General features: G+C 75.9%; 14 protein-coding genes. 3 read left to right on the forward strand and 11 right to left on the reverse strand.

All coding sequences use genetic code 11. The features are described 5' to 3' along the window. Positions 1-28 precede the first annotated feature (28 nt). Both O2W15_RS09455 and O2W15_RS09460 read right to left on the reverse strand, forming a co-directional pair. Positions 29-1495, reverse strand: a complete 1467-nt coding sequence (locus tag O2W15_RS09455) for a protein adenylyltransferase SelO (protein ID WP_269179220.1) — start codon at positions 1493-1495, stop codon at positions 29-31. Between the two features lie 52 nt (positions 1496-1547). After that, a complete protein-coding gene (locus O2W15_RS09460; RefSeq protein WP_269179221.1) occupies positions 1548-2417 on the reverse strand; it encodes an NmrA family NAD(P)-binding protein in 870 nt (289 codons plus the stop codon). 174 nt (positions 2418-2591) lie between these two features. Here O2W15_RS09460 and O2W15_RS09465 point away from each other — a divergent pair, with 174 nt between their 5' ends. Further along, positions 2592-4355 carry a DUF2207 domain-containing protein gene (locus O2W15_RS09465; protein WP_269179222.1) on the forward strand — a complete coding sequence of 588 codons (1764 nt, stop codon included), beginning with the start codon at positions 2592-2594 and terminating at the stop codon, positions 4353-4355. Between the two features lie 7 nt (positions 4356-4362). Here the strand turns inward: O2W15_RS09465 and O2W15_RS09470 are convergent, their stop codons facing one another. The 8 genes from O2W15_RS09470 to O2W15_RS09505 form a co-directional block, all read right to left on the reverse strand. Then, positions 4363-5040: a M23 family metallopeptidase gene (locus tag O2W15_RS09470; RefSeq protein ID WP_269179223.1), complete on the reverse strand. Its 678-nt coding sequence runs from the start codon at positions 5038-5040 to the stop codon at positions 4363-4365. Then, complete coding sequence (locus tag O2W15_RS09475) at positions 5040-5894, reverse strand: ABC transporter permease (RefSeq protein WP_269163223.1); 855 nt, start codon at positions 5892-5894, stop codon at positions 5040-5042. Before O2W15_RS09475 ends, O2W15_RS09470 begins: the two co-directional genes overlap by 1 nt. Continuing rightward, the gene (locus O2W15_RS09480) at positions 5891-6883 is read right to left on the reverse strand and encodes an ABC transporter ATP-binding protein (RefSeq protein ID WP_269167175.1); all 993 of its coding nucleotides are present in this window, start codon (positions 6881-6883) and stop codon (positions 5891-5893) included. The genes O2W15_RS09475 and O2W15_RS09480 overlap by 4 nt, the downstream gene beginning before the upstream one ends. A gap of 2 nt (positions 6884-6885) precedes the next feature. Further along, on the reverse strand, positions 6886-7965 hold the full coding sequence (locus O2W15_RS09485) for a hypothetical protein (RefSeq protein ID WP_269179224.1): 1080 nt from the start codon (positions 7963-7965) through the stop codon (positions 6886-6888). Further along, positions 7949-8467 (reverse strand): sigma-70 family RNA polymerase sigma factor, encoded by a 519-nt coding sequence (locus tag O2W15_RS09490; protein WP_269179225.1) that lies wholly within the window; start codon positions 8465-8467, stop codon positions 7949-7951. The genes O2W15_RS09485 and O2W15_RS09490 overlap by 17 nt, the downstream gene beginning before the upstream one ends. 150 nt (positions 8468-8617) lie before the next feature. After that, the gene (locus O2W15_RS09495; RefSeq protein WP_269179226.1) at positions 8618-9922 is read right to left on the reverse strand and encodes a cytochrome P450; all 1305 of its coding nucleotides are present in this window, start codon (positions 9920-9922) and stop codon (positions 8618-8620) included. Next, complete coding sequence (locus tag O2W15_RS09500) at positions 9919-10677, reverse strand: alpha/beta fold hydrolase (RefSeq protein WP_269179227.1); 759 nt, start codon at positions 10675-10677, stop codon at positions 9919-9921. Before O2W15_RS09500 ends, O2W15_RS09495 begins: the two co-directional genes overlap by 4 nt. Before the next feature lie 42 nt (positions 10678-10719). Then, positions 10720-11892: an MFS transporter gene (locus O2W15_RS09505; protein ID WP_269179228.1), complete on the reverse strand. Its 1173-nt coding sequence runs from the start codon at positions 11890-11892 to the stop codon at positions 10720-10722. A gap of 176 nt (positions 11893-12068) precedes the next feature. Between O2W15_RS09505 and O2W15_RS09510 the strand changes: the two genes are divergently transcribed. Further along, positions 12069-13268, forward strand: coding sequence for an NAD(P)/FAD-dependent oxidoreductase (locus tag O2W15_RS09510; protein ID WP_269179229.1), 1200 nt, complete (start codon positions 12069-12071; stop codon positions 13266-13268). A gap of 12 nt (positions 13269-13280) precedes the next feature. Here O2W15_RS09510 and O2W15_RS09515 read toward each other — a convergent pair whose 3' ends face one another. Then, a complete protein-coding gene (locus O2W15_RS09515) occupies positions 13281-13988 on the reverse strand; it encodes a class I SAM-dependent methyltransferase (protein ID WP_269163215.1) in 708 nt (235 codons plus the stop codon). A 99-nt stretch (positions 13989-14087) separates the two neighbouring features. Between O2W15_RS09515 and O2W15_RS09520 the strand changes: the two genes are divergently transcribed. Next, the gene (locus O2W15_RS09520) at positions 14088-14612 is read left to right on the forward strand and encodes a helix-hairpin-helix domain-containing protein (protein ID WP_269179230.1); all 525 of its coding nucleotides are present in this window, start codon (positions 14088-14090) and stop codon (positions 14610-14612) included. Positions 14613-14632 lie beyond the last annotated feature (20 nt).

Consider the following 14632-nt stretch of genomic DNA (forward strand, 5'->3'; position numbering starts at 1 on the left):
CAGAAATGGCCATTTCTGTCGTCGCGGGTCAGGTGCCGCAGAAGGTCTGGTAGGTGGCGCCGAAGTCGGCGGGGGCGGGGGTGGCGTACCGCTCCAGGCCCGGCCGCTCGGCGTACGGGTGGGTCACGGCGTCGAGCAGGGGACCGAGCGGGGCGAGGTCGCCTGCGGTCGCTGCGGTGAGCGCCTCCTCGACGAGGTGGTTGCGCGGGATGTAGAGCGGGTTCACCCGGTCCATGGCGTCGGCATCCGGAGCCAGTGCGCGCCAGCGCTCCGACCACGCGTCGAACGAGGCCAGGTCGAGGAAGAGGTTGCGGACCGGGTCGACGTCGCCGCGGGCGGCAGCGCCGAGCAGCCGGAACCCGGACGTGTGGTCGACGTGGCCGGCCTGCAGCAGGGTCAGGAACTCCTCGACCAGCGGCGCGGCCACTTCGTCGTCCAGCCCCTCCGGCAGGCCCAGCTTGGCGTGCATGCCGGCCGACCAGGCCGCGTCGTACTGCGGCCGGAACTCGCCCAGTGCCGCCACCGCGAGCTCGATCGCCCGCTCCTGCTCCTCGGCGAACAGCGGCAGCAGCGCCTCGGCGAGCCGGGCGAGGTCCCACTCGGCCACGATCGGCTGGTTGCCGTAGGCGTAGCGCCCGCCGTGGTCGATCGAGCTGTACACCGTGGCCGGGTCGTGCGCCTCGAGGAAGGCGCACGGCCCGTAGTCGATCGTCTCGCCGGAGATGGTCACGTTGTCGGTGTTCATCACCCCGTGCACGAACCCCACCTGCATCCACCGGGCCACCAGCTCGGCCTGGGCGGTGACCACCGCGGCGAAGAGCGCCAGGTACGGGTTCTCGGCCTGCGCGGCGTCCGGGTGGTGCCGGCTGATCGCGTGGTCGGCCAGCCGGCGCAGCAGCTCGGCGTCCCCGCTGACCCGGGCGTACTGGAAGCTGCCCACCCGCAGGTGGCTGCTCGCCACCCGGGCCAGGACGGCGCCGGGCAGCAGCGTCTCCCGGCGCACCGAGCGTCCGGTCGCGACCACGGCCAGGGAGCGCGTGGTGGGGATGCCGAGGGCGTGCATCGCCTCGCTGATCACGTACTCGCGCAGCATCGGGCCGACCGCGGCCAGCCCGTCGCCGCCGCGGGCGAACGGGGTTCGCCCCGAGCCCTTGAGGTGCAGGTCGCGCAGCCGGCCCTCCACGTCGGTCAGCTCGCCGAGCAGCAGCGCCCGGCCGTCGCCCAGCCGCGGGACGAAGCCACCGAACTGGTGCCCGGCGTAGCCCTGGGCGACGGGGGTGGCCCCGGCCGGGACGGCGGTGCCGACCAGCAGGCGCAGCCCCTCGGCGGTCCGCAGCGTGACGGGGTCGAGCCGGAGCTCGGCGGCCAACGGCTCGTTGAGCAGGAGCAGCCGGGGATCCGGGGCGTCGTCGGCCTGCCAGGCGACGGCCAGCTCCGGCAGCTCCCGGGCGAAGCGGTGATCCAGGCTGAGGGTCTGTGCCGGTGCGAGACTCACCCCACCGAGGCTACGTCGGATCCCGGGAGCGGCCAGTCGCCGCAGCGTCGGCTCAGAGTTGCGGCGCCAGCTGGTCGACGGCCCAGGAGCGCAGCGTGGTGGGCGTCGTGCTGAGCACCGAGCGCGGGTCGGCGGGCACGAAGTCCTCCCGCAGGCCGCGGGACATCCCGACGAACCCCTCCACCTGGGCCTCGGTCAGCCCCGCCGCCCGGAGGCCCGCGCGCAGGTCGTCGTCACCGATCTGCTCGGCGCGGACCGCCCGGCCGGTGGCGGCGGCGACGATCCCGGCCACTCCCTCGAAGCTCAGGTCCTCCGGCCCGTGCACGGCGAGCACCCGTCGGCCGGACCAGCCCGGGGACAGCAGGTTGGCCACCGCCACCTCCCCGATGTCCCGGGGGTCGACCCAGGGCATCGGCCGGTCGATCGGCATGGTGGTGCGCAGCACGCCCTCCCGCAGCCCGTCGAGGTCGGACAGCAGGTTGCTGAAGAAGTACCCGCAGCGCAGGTGGAGCACCGCGGCGCCGGTCTCCTCCAGCTGCTCCTCGGTGCGCGCGAGCCCGTCGATCATCCCGACACCGCTGCGCTTCTCGGCGCCGACGCTGCTCTGGAAGACGACCCGGGACACCTGGTTCTCCCGCACCGCGCGGGCGGCGACCGCGCCCATCCGGGTGGACGTGGCGACCGGGTCGTCGTCCGGCGTCGGCGGGTCGACCCAGTAGAGGGCGTCCGCGCCCTCGGTCGCCCGCAGCACGGTGTCCAGGTCGCCCTGGTCACCGACCACGAGGTCGACCAGCTCGCGCGTCTGCGGGTCCAGCTTCTCCGGGGAGCGCAGCAGCAGGGTGGGCCGCAGCCCGGCCTGCAGGAGCAGCCGGACCACGCGGGAGCCCACGTGCCCGGTCGGGGTGGTGACGACGATCCTCATCGACAGCCTCCGGTGGATGCGTGTGTGCTGTGCCGTACCCGGCCATGCCAGCACGGGGTGCCGACAGTTCTCCGGCGAGCGCGCGGCCGCGCCTCGTCCCCGGACACCCCGGACGTCCGGGAGACTCTGCCCGCCCTCACCTGGGCACGGCGGTCGAGACGAGGACGGTGGGACATGAGCGCGGACGGACGGCGGACAGCGGCCAGGGTGGCCGGGCTGGCCTTCCCGGCCCTGCTGCTGGCGGGGTGCACGGGCGACGGCCAGGCCGAGGCCATCCGCTCCTACGAGGTCGACCTGGTGGCCGACGCCGACGGCTCGCTGCAGGTCGAGGAGACGATCGCCTACGACTTCGGCGACGAGGAGCGGCACGGGATCGAGCGGCTGATCCCCGAGCGGGCGCCCTTCGAGCAGACCCGCGACCGGCTCTACCCGATCAGCGACGTCGTCGTGCAGAGCCCCACGGGTGCGCCCGCGGACACCGAGGTCACCAGCGAGGACGGCGTGCTGACCGTCCGGGTCGGGGACGAGGACACCGAGGTCACCGGTGAACACACCTACGTGCTCAGCTACCGGGTCGAGGGGGTCGCCGACCCGGGAGACGACGGCGACCGGCTGGCCTGGAACGCCGTCGGGACCGGCTGGGAGGTGCCGATCGAGCAGGTCGACGTCCGGCTGACCGGCCCGTCGGGCGCGGCGCCGGTCGCGGGGGACTGCGTGGTCGGTACGGACGACGCCCTGATCGCCTGCCCCATGGACATCGAGGCCGTCGGTGCGCTGCGCGCGGAGGCCACCGGGCTCGACCCGGGGGAGGGCGTGACGGTCAGCGCCACCTACCCGGCGGGCACCTTCGCCGGCGCGGAGCCGGTGCTCGAGGAGACGTTCAGCCCGGCGCAGGCCTTCCGCCTCACCCCGGCGACCGCGGGGCTGGCCGTCGGCGGGCTGCTGCTCCTCGTCGTCCCGCCGCTGCTGCGGGCACGGCGGAGCCGCCCGGCCGGATCCGGGCCGCTGGCGCCGCAGCTCACCCCGCCGCACGACGCCCGCCCGGCCCAGCTGGGCACGGTGCTCGACGGCCACGCCCAGCGGCACGAGGTCCTCGCCACCCTGCTGGACCTGGCCGTCCGCGGCCAGCTGCGGATCGAGGAGGTCGCCGTCGACCCCGCCGACGACGAGCCGGACACCGACGTCGCCCCGGACTGGCGGCTGGTCCGCACGCCGGTCGACCAGCGGGGGCTGCGCCCCTACGAGCAGCTGCTGCTCGACGACGTCTTCGCCGACGGCGAGGTCGTCCTCCTGTCGGACCTGCAGTCACGGTTCCCGGCCATCGCGGCCCGGGCCTGCGCGGCGATGTACCGGGACGTGGTGGAGCTCGGCTGGTTCCGCGCCGACCCGGCCGCGGTCCGGCGTCGCTGGTACGCCCTCGGCACCGGGGTGCTCGTCGCCGGCGTCGTGCTGACCGTCGTCCTGGCCGTCACCAGCACCTGGGCACTGGCCGGTACCGGCGTCGTCCTGGCCGGGCTGGTCCTGCTGGGGCTGGCCGGGCGGATGCCGCAGCGCACCCCGGAGGGCGCCCTGGTGCACGAGCGGGCAGCCGCCTTCCGCGACCAGCTCGCCACCTCCGACGGGCCGTGGTCCGCCGACGCAGACCAGCTGGCCGGCCTTGCCGACCAGGCGCGCACCGACCTCCGGGTGCGGTACCTACCGCACGCGGTGGCCCTGGGGGTGGCGGAGGAGTGGACCACCGCGGTGCAGGCGGACGGCCGCGGGGCCACCCCCGCCTGGTACGTGCCCGCGCACGGTGCCGGGTACGTCGGCGTGTGGCCGGCGCTGCTGGCGTTCTCCGCCCCGGACAACCCGGCGCTCTCCCCGCCGGCGACCGCGGGCAGCGGCTCGACCTACGTCGGCGGCGCGGCCGGGGGAGGGGGCGGCGGCAGCTGGTGAGGCGCCGTCACACCGGCTCGACCACCGCGCCCTCCGCGGGGACACCCAGCGGGACGACGACCGGCGGGCCCCCGTCCCGGGGCCAGGACCGGTGGTCACGGAAGGCCAGCGGCAGCCCGCGCGCGGTGAACGGGTCGGCGGAGTCCATGACCTGGACGTGCACGTGCGGCTGGGTGGAGTTGCCCGAGTTGCCGCACTCGGCCAGCTGCTGACCGGCCGTCACCGGGTCACCAGGGCGCACCTGGAGCGACCCCTCGCGCAGGTGGGCCAGCACGACGTGGGCGCCCCCGGGCTCGAGCTCGAGCACGACGTGGTTGCCGGCCAGGGCGCCGGCGCCGCCGCGGGCGCGGCCCGCCTGGGTGAGGGCGTAGGGCACCCGGGCGGCCTGCGAGCGGCGCGCCACGCCGTCCGGCTCGCCGTCGAGCACCGACACCACCCGCCCGGCAGTCGGGGCCAGCACCGGCTGCCCGAAGGCGACGAACCGGTCCACCGGCTCGGTGCTCAACAGCGACCGCCAGTCCCGGGTGGTCGCCGTCCGCCGTCCCCGCACGGCGGTGAAGTCGATGGCGTACGTGGTGGCGAACAGGTGCGTGCCGTGGCTCGGCACCCGCCGCGCCGGGCTGTTCTCCACCCGCCAGGTGCCCCGGAACGGCAGCTGCAGCACGACCGCGCCGGGGTCGGCCATCAGAGGTCCCGGCGGACGAAGGACATCGCGGCCAGCGCCCACACCATCGCCACCCACAGCACCGCCCAGCCCAGGTAGGTGAGGGTCAGCGGCGCCGTGCTGAGGAACGGGAAGGCCCCGGCGCCCTCGTCGGCCCCGCCGAACTGGACGATCGCCGACGGGTCCTGGAAGGCGTTCATCGCCCCGCGCCAGAGCCCGTCGGTGGGCAGCAGCACCCGCGACACGCTCCCGACCCGGCCGACGGCGTCGTTGCCCAGGGCCTCGCCGATCGCGCCCACCACCCCGGCCACCCAGGTGGTGCAGAACAGGCCGACCGCCACCACGCCCGACGCCATCGGCGAGATGACGGTCGCGAGCAGCACGGTGAGGGTCAGCAGCACCACCGTCTGGGCGGCGAGCAGCGCCAGCGCGGTCGCCGGCGCCGGTGGCCAGTAGTCGACGGTCACCCGGACGACGACGATCTGGGCCAGCCCGGCCAGGACGACGAAGCCGCTGCCGAACGCGACCAGCCCCAGCCACTTGCCCAGCAGGAACGCCGAGCGACGGATCGGCCGGGCGAGCATGGACAGCGCGATGCCCGACTCGGTCTCCCCGGACAGCGTCGGACCGGCCAGGAACGCGGTGCCCAGCGCGGCGACCAGGCTGTAGCCGAACATCACCAGGTTCAGCAGGATCGACGCGGTCAGCCGGGCCTCGCCGCTGGTCAGCGACTCGGCCGCCAGCCGGGAGAAGCCCCAGCTGCTCAGCCCGAGCAGGACGACGGTCAGCGCGGCGAGGGCGAACAGCACCCGCCGGCGGGAGGCCTCGCGCAGGGTGAGCGCGGCGATGGTCAGCACCGTCCGGGCCGTGCTCACGACGGGCCCGCCGCACGGCTCGCGGCGCCGTCCCGCAGGATGCCGAGCAGGCGCTCCTCGAGGCTGATCCGCACCGGCTCGACCGCGTGCACCCGCGCCCCGAGGGAGACCAGGTCGCGCACCAGGTCGGGCACCGCCGTCCCGTCGTCGTCGGCGGACAGCGCGACCGTGGACCACTCGCCCTCCCGGTCGACCCGGCCGAGGGCGGCCAGCCGCTGCTGCGCGGCGGGGGAGAGGTCGGTCAGGTGCAGCCGCACCTCCCGCTGGCCGAGCAGCTCGGCGAGCGTGCCGGAGGCGGCGACCCGGCCGCGGTCCAGGACGACGACCCGGTCGCAGACCCGCTCGACCTCACCGATCAGGTGCGAGTTGAGCAGCACCGCGACCCCCCGGGACCGCAGCTCCAGCACGATGTCGCGCACGTCGGCGCGGCCCAGCGGGTCCAGGGCGCTGGTCGGCTCGTCCAGCACCACGAACTCCGGCCGGCCCACCAGCGCGACCGCCAGCCCGAGGCGCTGCTGCATGCCCTTGGAGAACCCGCCCACCCGGTCGTCGCCCCGGCCGGACAGGCCCACCAGCGCCAGGCAGTCGCGCTGCTCGGCGGCGGGCACCCCGGCGCCGGAGAGCCGGGCATGCAGCGCCAGCACCTCCGCCGCGGTCAGCCAAGGCTGGTAGCGGAAGAGCTCGGGCAGGTAGCCGACCCGGGCGCGGGCGGCCGGGTCGGCGGAGCGCTGCCCGAGCAGCATCGCCTCCCCGGCGTCCGGGCGGACCAGCCCGAGCAGCATCTTGATCACGGTGGTCTTGCCCGCACCGTTGGGCCCGAGCAGCCCGACGATCTCGCCCCGGCCCACCTGCAGCGACACGTCCTCGACGGCCAGGTGCTTGCGGTACTGCTTGCGCAGCCCGGTGCACCAGGCCGCCGGTGCCGGGGGCAGGCCGGCCACCAGGTCGGCGGCGGCCTGCACCCCGGCACCGCTGTCCACGGTGCTCATGCTCAGCGCAGGTCCCGCGCCACGGACAGCAGCTCGTCGGCGTCCAGCGAACCGGCCACCGCGGTCACCACGCCGTCGGAGACCCACACCACGGCCGCCATCGCGCCGTCGTTGCCGGTCAGCACCGTGGCCTCCTCGCCGTCGACCTCCGCCGTCGAGCTGGTGGCCAGCTCGGCGGGCACGGGCAGCGGGAGGGTCGAGCCGTCGGCGGTGAAGCTCCGCAGCTGCGCCGCGACGTCGTCCGGCAGGCCGGGCAGCGACAGCAGGTGGTCGCGGACCGTCTCGAACGGGACGCCGGAGGAGTACGCCGACGGGGCGACGGCGCGGCCCACGACGAGGGCCGGGAGCCCGGACTCGGAGGACCAGACCTGCGCGACGCCGGGCCCCGCGACCAGCCGCACCGAGCTGCCGTCCAGGCCGGGCGGCGGCGGGGGCAGCACCTCACCGGCCGCGGCGGCGGCCTGCGCGGCGCGCTCGGCCGAGTAGGTGAAGGTGGCGCTGAGCTGGCCGCCCACCGAGATCATCGGCTCGCCGGTGACCCCGCGGGGCAGGTCGGCCACCTCGGGCACGTCCAGCCCGGACTCCTCCGCGGCGGTGGCCGCGTCGGGGACCTGGTGCACGTCCGGGTCGCCGGTGAGCTCGACGTCGCCGTAGGCGCTCAGGTCCGGCAGCGCGACCAGGTCGTCGGTGGTGAGGCTCAGCGGGGCGATCTCCTCGGTGCGGAAGACCTGCAGCCAGTCGTTGGCGGCCGCCGTCCCGGCACCGGCCAGGACGACGCCGACCGCGAGCACCGCGGCGGCCGGCCGGCGCAGGAACCCGCGGGACCGGCTCGGCCGGACCCGCTCGGGACGGGCGGCCGGCGCGGCAGCGGGCAGGGCCGCGGTGAGCCGCCGCCAGCCGGCGTCGACGTCGGAGCTGCCCTCGGTCGCCAGCGCGGCGCCGACGAGGTCGGCGTCCCGGCGGGTGGCGGCCAGCGTGGCCAGGCACTGCGGGCACCCGGCGACGTGCGCCCGGTCGGGGTCGGGGACGCCGGCCGGCTCGTCGAGCAGGCGGCGCAGCGTGCCTTCAGTCGGATGACGCATGACGGGTCAGCTCCTTGCGCAGTGCGGATTCGGCGCGTCGGACGGTGGTGCCGACGCTGCCGGGGGACATGTCGAGTGCCGCGGCGACCTCGGCGTAGCTGAGGCCGCTGTGCCGGAGCACGAGGGCCACGGCCTGCTTGTGAGGCAGCCCGCCGAGCGCGGCCCGGACGCGGCTGCGGTCCTCGCGGGTGAGCACCGCCTCGGCGACGTCGGGGGTGGTGACGTCGCCGAGGCGGTGCACGGTCTCCTCCCGGGACGCGCGGCGGCGCCCGGAGCGGATCAGGTTCAGTGCGGTGTGGACGGCGGCGACGGACAACCAGCCGGGCGCCTCCGCGGCCGGCACGGTGGACCGGCCGAAGGCCAGGAAGACCTCCTGGGCGACGTCCTCGGCCTCGTCCCGCGAGCCGAGCACCCGGGCGGCCACGGCCACGACCTGCGGGTAGTCGCGCCGGAACACCTCGCCGAGGTCGGACCGCACGGCACCGGACACGGCACCCGCCACCGTCCTGTCCTCCCTCTCGACCCGACCCGCTGTGCGCCCGGGCATCGGCAGCCGTACCGCCGCCGGGGCTCCGTACCGAACGAGGTCCATGCCCTCACAGCACCGCCGGGGCCGCAGATGTGACACCCGGCGGCCACGAGCATGCCCGGTTCAGCCGACGACCCAGCGGATGGGCAGCCGCTTCACCCCGCGCTGGAAGCTCGACCGGAGCAGCGCCGGCGGCCCGGCCGGCTCCAGCACGCTGGTGCGCCGCAGCAGCTCGGCGAACAGCGACCGCATCTGCACCCGGGCCAGCTGGGCGCCCAGGCAGAAGTGCGGCCCGTGGCCGAAGGACAGCTGCGGGTTGGGCGCCCGGTGGACGTCGAAGCGCTCCGGCTCGGCGAAGACCCGCTCGTCCCGGTTGGCCGAGGTGAAGGAGACGACCACCTTGTCCCCGGCCCGCACCCGGGTGTCGGCGATCGTGACGTCGCGGGTCGCCGTCCGCCGGAACACCATCACCGGCGTCCACCAGCGCAGCATCTCCTCGACCGCGCCGGGCAGCAGCCCGAGGTCGGCGCGCAGCTGGGCCAGCGCCTCCGGGTGGGACAGCAGCGCGATCAGCCCGCCGGGCAGCCCGTTGCGCAGCGTCTCGTTGCCGGCCACCGCGAACAGCCAGAACATGTTCTCGAACTCGGCGTCGCTGACCGGCGGGTCGTCCCCGTCGGTCTGGGCCAGCAGGATCGACATGACGTCCCGCCCGGGCGCGCGGCGCTTCTCCTCGGCCAGCAGCCGCGCGTAGGCGTAGAGGTCCGGCATGCCGGCGCGGGTGCGCGGGTCGGGCAGCCGCCCGTCGGCGTCGGGCACCGGGCGCAGCGCCACCGCCTGCCGGGCCATGGCCGTGCCGCTGCTGGCGTCGAACGCCGCCGAGGAGGCGTAGTCGGGGTCCTGCCAGCCGATCACCCGGTTCGACCAGTCGAACATCAGCCAGCGGTCCTCGGCCGGGACGCCGAGCACGTCGGCCAGGGTGACCAGCGGGAGGTCGGCGGCGACGTCCTTGGCGAAGTCGCACCGGCCTTCGCTGGCACCGTCGATCATCCGGTCGACCAGTGCGGCCGCGGTGGCCTCGATCGAGGCGGTGAGTGCGGCCACCGCGCGCGGGGTGAACGACCGGGTCAGCAGGCGGCGCAGCCGGGAGTGGTCCGGTGGGTCCATGTTCAGCATCATCCGGCGGACCCAGGGCAGGTCCCCGGCGTCCTGGACCTGGGTGGCCCCGAGCCAGGAGGAGAAGGTGGCCGGGTCCTTCAACACCTGCTCGACCTCGGCGTGCCGGAGGACCAGCCAGCAGCCGGGACCGGCCGGCTCGTCGACCCAGGCGACCGGGCCTGCCGCGCGCAGCCGGGCCAGCTCCGCCAGCGGTGGGCCCGTCTCGTAGGTGGCCGGGTCCAGGAGGGATGCGATCTCCTGCGGCTGGGTCACAGGTCGTCCAGGAAGCGCTCCACGGTGGTCAGCAGCGCCACGGGCGTCTCGAACATCGCGTAGTGGCCGGCGTTGGTCAGCACCTCCAGCGAGGCGTTCGGGTACTGCTGCAGGAAGGTCTGCTCCATCACCGCGGCGCTCAGCGCCGGGTCGTGCTCGCCCACCACGACCCGGACCGGGATTGGGTTGCCCTGCACCTCGGCGGAGAAGTCGGTGCCCGCCCAGGCGTCCAGGTACGCGCCGAAGGCGGCGGGGTCGGACTGGTCGAGGGAGAACTGCACCATGCGGTCGAGCCAGGTACGGCTCAGCCGGCCGCCGGTGGTGAGGTCGAGGATCGCGTACCGGTTGCCCCGGTCGCCCGCGGCGCCCCGGAAGAGCTGTCCGGCCTGCTCGTCGAGGGGGACACCGGTGGAGGGGACCGGGCTCACCCCGATCAGGCCGGTGACCCGGCCGCCGGCGTCGACGAGCACCCGCTGCATCGCACTGCCGCCCATCGAGTGCCCCAGGACGGCGAACGACGACCACCCTTGCGCATCGACGGCGGCCAGGGCGTCGGCGGAGATCTCGGCCAGCGTGTGCTCGCCGTCCTCCGACCGGCGTGCGCCGTACCCGCGGTAGTCGAGGTACAGGACGCTGTACCGCTCCTCGTCGATCAGGTCGGCGAAGGGGCCCCACCCGGTCGCCGAGCCGAACCAGCCGTGCAGTGCCAGGACCTTCCGGGGGCCGGTGCCGACCACGAGCGGTGCGTTCGCCATCCCGGGAGTGTCGTGGGCCACACGGCGGGGAGGCAAGGGCCGTCAGCCGCGACGCCGGAGCTCCAGCCACAGCCAGCCGGCCAGCGCGACCGGGACGGCGAGGAAGCCGCTCATCGCCGGGACCGTGCCGAAGGTCGAGCCCAGCCAGGCCAGCAGCAGCGGGGTGCCGAACCCGGCGTAGGCGAAGGCGTAGAAGGCGCTGTTCATCGCGCCCCGGGCGTGCGGGGGCGCCAGCCGGGCGGTGAGGGTCAGCCCAGCGGTGAGGCAGAGCCCACCCGCACCGCCGAGCAGCGCCGCCGAGGGGAGCAGCAGCGCCTCGGACTCGGTGACGATCGCCGCGACGCCGAGGGCGTGCCCGGCCGCGGCGAGCACCATCCCCAGCGGTGCCGCGCCCCGGGCCGCGCGCCGGCCGAGCCGGGCGGCGACCGCGCTGGCGCCCAGCGCCAGCCCCGCGACCAGCCCGGCGTAGGCGACGCCCACCCCGTCGGGGACCACCAGCAGCGGCAGCAGCGTCGCCGCGATCGTGGGGAAGGCGAACACCCCGACGGCGGTGGGGGCCAGTACCGCCCAGAAGGGGCGACGGGCCTCCGGGGGCAGGCCCAGCGTCATCAGCTTGCCGCCGTGGCGCGCCTGCACGGTCTCCGGCACGGTGGCCAGCGCACCCAGCCCGACGACCAGGACGGCGACGTGCACCAGGTACGGCAGCGTCGTCGGAGCCGGGCCGTACTGGGCGAGCAGCCCGCTCATCGCCGGTGCGACGGCGAAGCCCAGCGACGTGGACACCGCGCCCCGGGTGGCCGCCGACTGCTGGCCGTCCGGGCCGGCCAGCTCCTGCAGCCAGGCGTTGGCCACGGAGAAGACCACCCCGGAGACGACGCCCTGCAGCAGCCGCCCGGCGTAGAGCAGCGGCAGGTGGTCGACGGCGGGCAGGAACAGCAGGGAGACCAGGCCGGCGAGCACGGCGAACGGCAGGACCAGGGCCCGCCGGCCGAACCGGTCCGAGGCGGGCCCGGACAGGGTCAGCGCGGCGATGAGGCCGATCGCGTAGCAGCCGAAGACGGCAGTGACGTCGGCGTCGGAGAGGTCCAGCGTGCGCCGGTAGACCAGCAGCAGCGGCGTGGGGATGTTGGTGCCCAGGGCGACGGTGAACAGCCCGAAGGTCAACGCGTCCAGCCGTCGCCGCGCAGGGTCCCGCTGGAGGGTGTCCGCCGACATCCCCGGCACGCTACCGGCCACCGGAGCCCGGCCCCGCCCGATGGGCCGGTGTCCGGGGACAGTCGTCGTCGACGGGCGGGTCCCGCGGCCCTGGTGGCCCGCCGGTGCCGCCACGGGCAGGCCGACGTCGTGGCGTGTCGATTGACTCTCGATAGGTTGCAGTTGAGGATCAATGCATGTCGACCGATCCCCGCCCGGTGCTACCACCCCCGGCCTCACCGTCCCGGCGTCCGGGATCCGGCTCCGGCGGGTCCCTGCGCGCCGAGACGGTCGACGTCCTGGTCGTCGGCGCCGGGCTGGCCGGGCTGCACGTCGCCACCCTGCTCGCCCGGCGCGGCCACGACGTGTTGCTGGCCGAGCGGCGTCCCGGCCTCAGCGGCGCGATCCGGACGACCGGGATCTTCGTCCGCAAGACCCTCGACGACTTCCCGCTGCCGCCCGACTGCCTCGGGCCGCCGATCCGGCGGGTGGTGCTCCACCCGCCGTCACTGCGCCGCCCGGTGACACTGGACAGCGGCCGCGACGAGTACCGGGTGGGCGACATGGGCGGGCTGTACCGGGCCGCCGCCCGCGCCGCGACCGACGCCGGCGTGCGGCTGGCGCTCGGCACCCGGTACTCCGGTCGAGGGGCGGACCACTCGCTGCTGACCGGCCCGGACGGCCCGGTCCGGGTGCGCGCCCGTTTCGTGGTCGGTGCCGACGGCGCCCGCTCCCGGGTCGCGCGGGACCTGGGCCTGGACCGCAACCGGCACCTGCTGGTCGGCGCCGAGGAGGTCTTCGCCGTGCCCGGCAGTGCGGAGCCCCCGGCCTTCCACTGCGTGCTCGACCCCTCCCTGGCGCCCGGCTACCTGGCCTGGGTGGTCAACGACGGGCACCACGCCCACGTGGGGGTGGCCGGCTATGCCGACCGCTTCCCCGACGGGCTCCGCCGGGCCGTGCAGCGGTTCGGCGCCCGTGCCCCCGGCCTGTCCGGGGTGCCGCGGCCGGACGACGTCGAACTGCGCGGGGGCCCGATCCCGGTCGGCGGGCTGCTGCGCCGGATCGGCTGCGCCGACGGGCTGCTCGTGGGGGACGCCGCGGGCGCGGTCTCCCCGCTCACCGCCGGCGGCCTCGACCCTTGCCTGCGACTGTCCGAGCACGCCGCCGACGTGCTGGACGAGGCCCTGCGGACCGGCCGGCCCGAGGCGCTCGACCGGTACGACGGCGCGGCGCTGCGCACGAGCTTCCGCGGGCGGCTGCTGCTGCGCCGGGGGCTGGCCCAGGTGCGCACCCCGGCCATGGCGACCGCGGCCTTCACCGCGCTGCGCACCCCGGTGGGACAGGCCGCAGCGCGGCGCATCCTCTTCGGCGACCGCTCGTTCCCCGCGCCCGGCTGACCCGCCCGGTGGTCAGACCGCGACGGCGGTGACGAACACGCAGATCCCCTCGCCGTCCGCGGGGTGTGCCCGCAGCCCGATGAGCCGGAGCAGCCGGAGCTCCACCCGGTGGACCAGGCGGCGGAGCCCGTGGTACTCCATCGAGCCGGCGGTCCGGACCTCCAGCTGGTCGAACCCGGCCTGGCGGACGTGCTCGGTCAGCATCCAGTCGGGGAGCAGCGTGATGTGCCCGGGCTGGTAGTAGTGCCCGGGTCCGAAGAACACCGGGGCGCCCCGCAGCACCGTCTTCAGCAGCGAGTGCGGGTGGGTGACGTTCGGGGTGCTCACCAGCAGGCGGTCCCCGACCCGCAGCATCGACCGGATCGACCGGAGCACCTGCCGCGGGTTCTCCACGTGCTCCAGGGTCTCGACGCACACCACGATGTCGAAGGGGCCGCGCGTCTCGTCGGTCAGCTCCGGGTGGTCCAGGTCGAGCCGGGCGATCCAGTCGTGCGGCGGCTCGAGGTCGGTCGGCACCACCTCGAAGCCGGCGTCCCGCAGGCGCAGCGCCAGCGCACCGCACCCGGCGCCCACCTCCAGCACCCGCCCGCCGTCCGGGAGGGCCGCCTGCACCAGGGTGACCGCGTACTCGTGCACCCCCGGGGCGGCGTGCACGGAGTGACCGGCGTAGGACCGGTCGCTCGCTGTCCGCTGGATGGTCTCGCGCTCGACCCCGGTCACGCGGTCAGGGTGGCAGGAGTCGGCCCGGACGGCGATCCGACGTCGTCGGCGGGCCGGGGCGCGCGTCCAGGTGGCGTCCGGCGGCGTTACGTTGGCCCCATGTCGAACAGGACGCCGAGCGGTGTGCCCGGAGCGACCCTCCGCGAGCTGGGCCTGCCGCCGCGGACGGTGACCGTGCTGAACCGCGCGGGGGTCGACAGCGTGGCCGAGCTGGCGGCGCTCACCCGGGCCGAGCTGGCCGCGATCGCCGGCCTGGGCCCGGGGTCGCTCGCGGCGATCCGCGCCGTGGTGCCCGAGCCGTCCACCGGCTCCGTGAGGGCCGCGGAGCCGGAGCCGGTCGAGGAGGAGTCGCCGGATGCGCCGGCGATCCCGTCGTTCGAGTCGCTCCGGGACCCACGGCGGCGCACCGCGTTCGACGTGCTCGCCCCCGCCCCACCGCCGGCTGCACCCGCGGCCGAGCCGGCGCCTGATCCCCGGCCCGCACCGGGGGGGCATGCGCCTCCGGCGGAGTACAGCGACCTGCTGCGGTGGGGTGTGCACCTGGCGATCGCTGCGGCGGGTGTCCCGTTGCGGGTGGCCCGGTGGTCGGTCCGGACGTCGCTGCGCCGGTTGCTCGGCGACTGACCGGCACCCGACGCCTCCTG

The organism is Modestobacter sp. VKM Ac-2979, assembly GCF_026967995.1.
In the GTDB taxonomy this organism is placed as follows: domain Bacteria; phylum Actinomycetota; class Actinomycetes; order Mycobacteriales; family Geodermatophilaceae; genus Modestobacter.

Excerpts from the sequence above, each read along its gene's own strand:
- O2W15_RS09460 (WP_269179221.1), bottom strand. The coding sequence starts at position 2,417 with ATGAGGATCGTCGTCACCACCCCGACCGGGCACGTGGGCTCCCGCGTG.
- O2W15_RS09465 (WP_269179222.1), top strand. The coding sequence starts at position 2,592 with ATGAGCGCGGACGGACGGCGGACAGCGGCCAGGGTGGCCGGGCTGGCC.
- O2W15_RS09470 (WP_269179223.1), bottom strand. The coding sequence starts at position 5,040 with ATGGCCGACCCCGGCGCGGTCGTGCTGCAGCTGCCGTTCCGGGGCACC.
- O2W15_RS09480 (WP_269167175.1), bottom strand. The coding sequence starts at position 6,883 with ATGAGCACCGTGGACAGCGGTGCCGGGGTGCAGGCCGCCGCCGACCTG.
- O2W15_RS09485 (WP_269179224.1), bottom strand. The coding sequence starts at position 7,965 with ATGCGTCATCCGACTGAAGGCACGCTGCGCCGCCTGCTCGACGAGCCG.
- O2W15_RS09500 (WP_269179227.1), bottom strand. The coding sequence starts at position 10,677 with ATGGCGAACGCACCGCTCGTGGTCGGCACCGGCCCCCGGAAGGTCCTG.
- O2W15_RS09505 (WP_269179228.1), bottom strand. The coding sequence starts at position 11,892 with ATGTCGGCGGACACCCTCCAGCGGGACCCTGCGCGGCGACGGCTGGAC.
- O2W15_RS09510 (WP_269179229.1), top strand. The coding sequence starts at position 12,069 with ATGTCGACCGATCCCCGCCCGGTGCTACCACCCCCGGCCTCACCGTCC.
- O2W15_RS09520 (WP_269179230.1), top strand. The coding sequence starts at position 14,088 with ATGTCGAACAGGACGCCGAGCGGTGTGCCCGGAGCGACCCTCCGCGAG.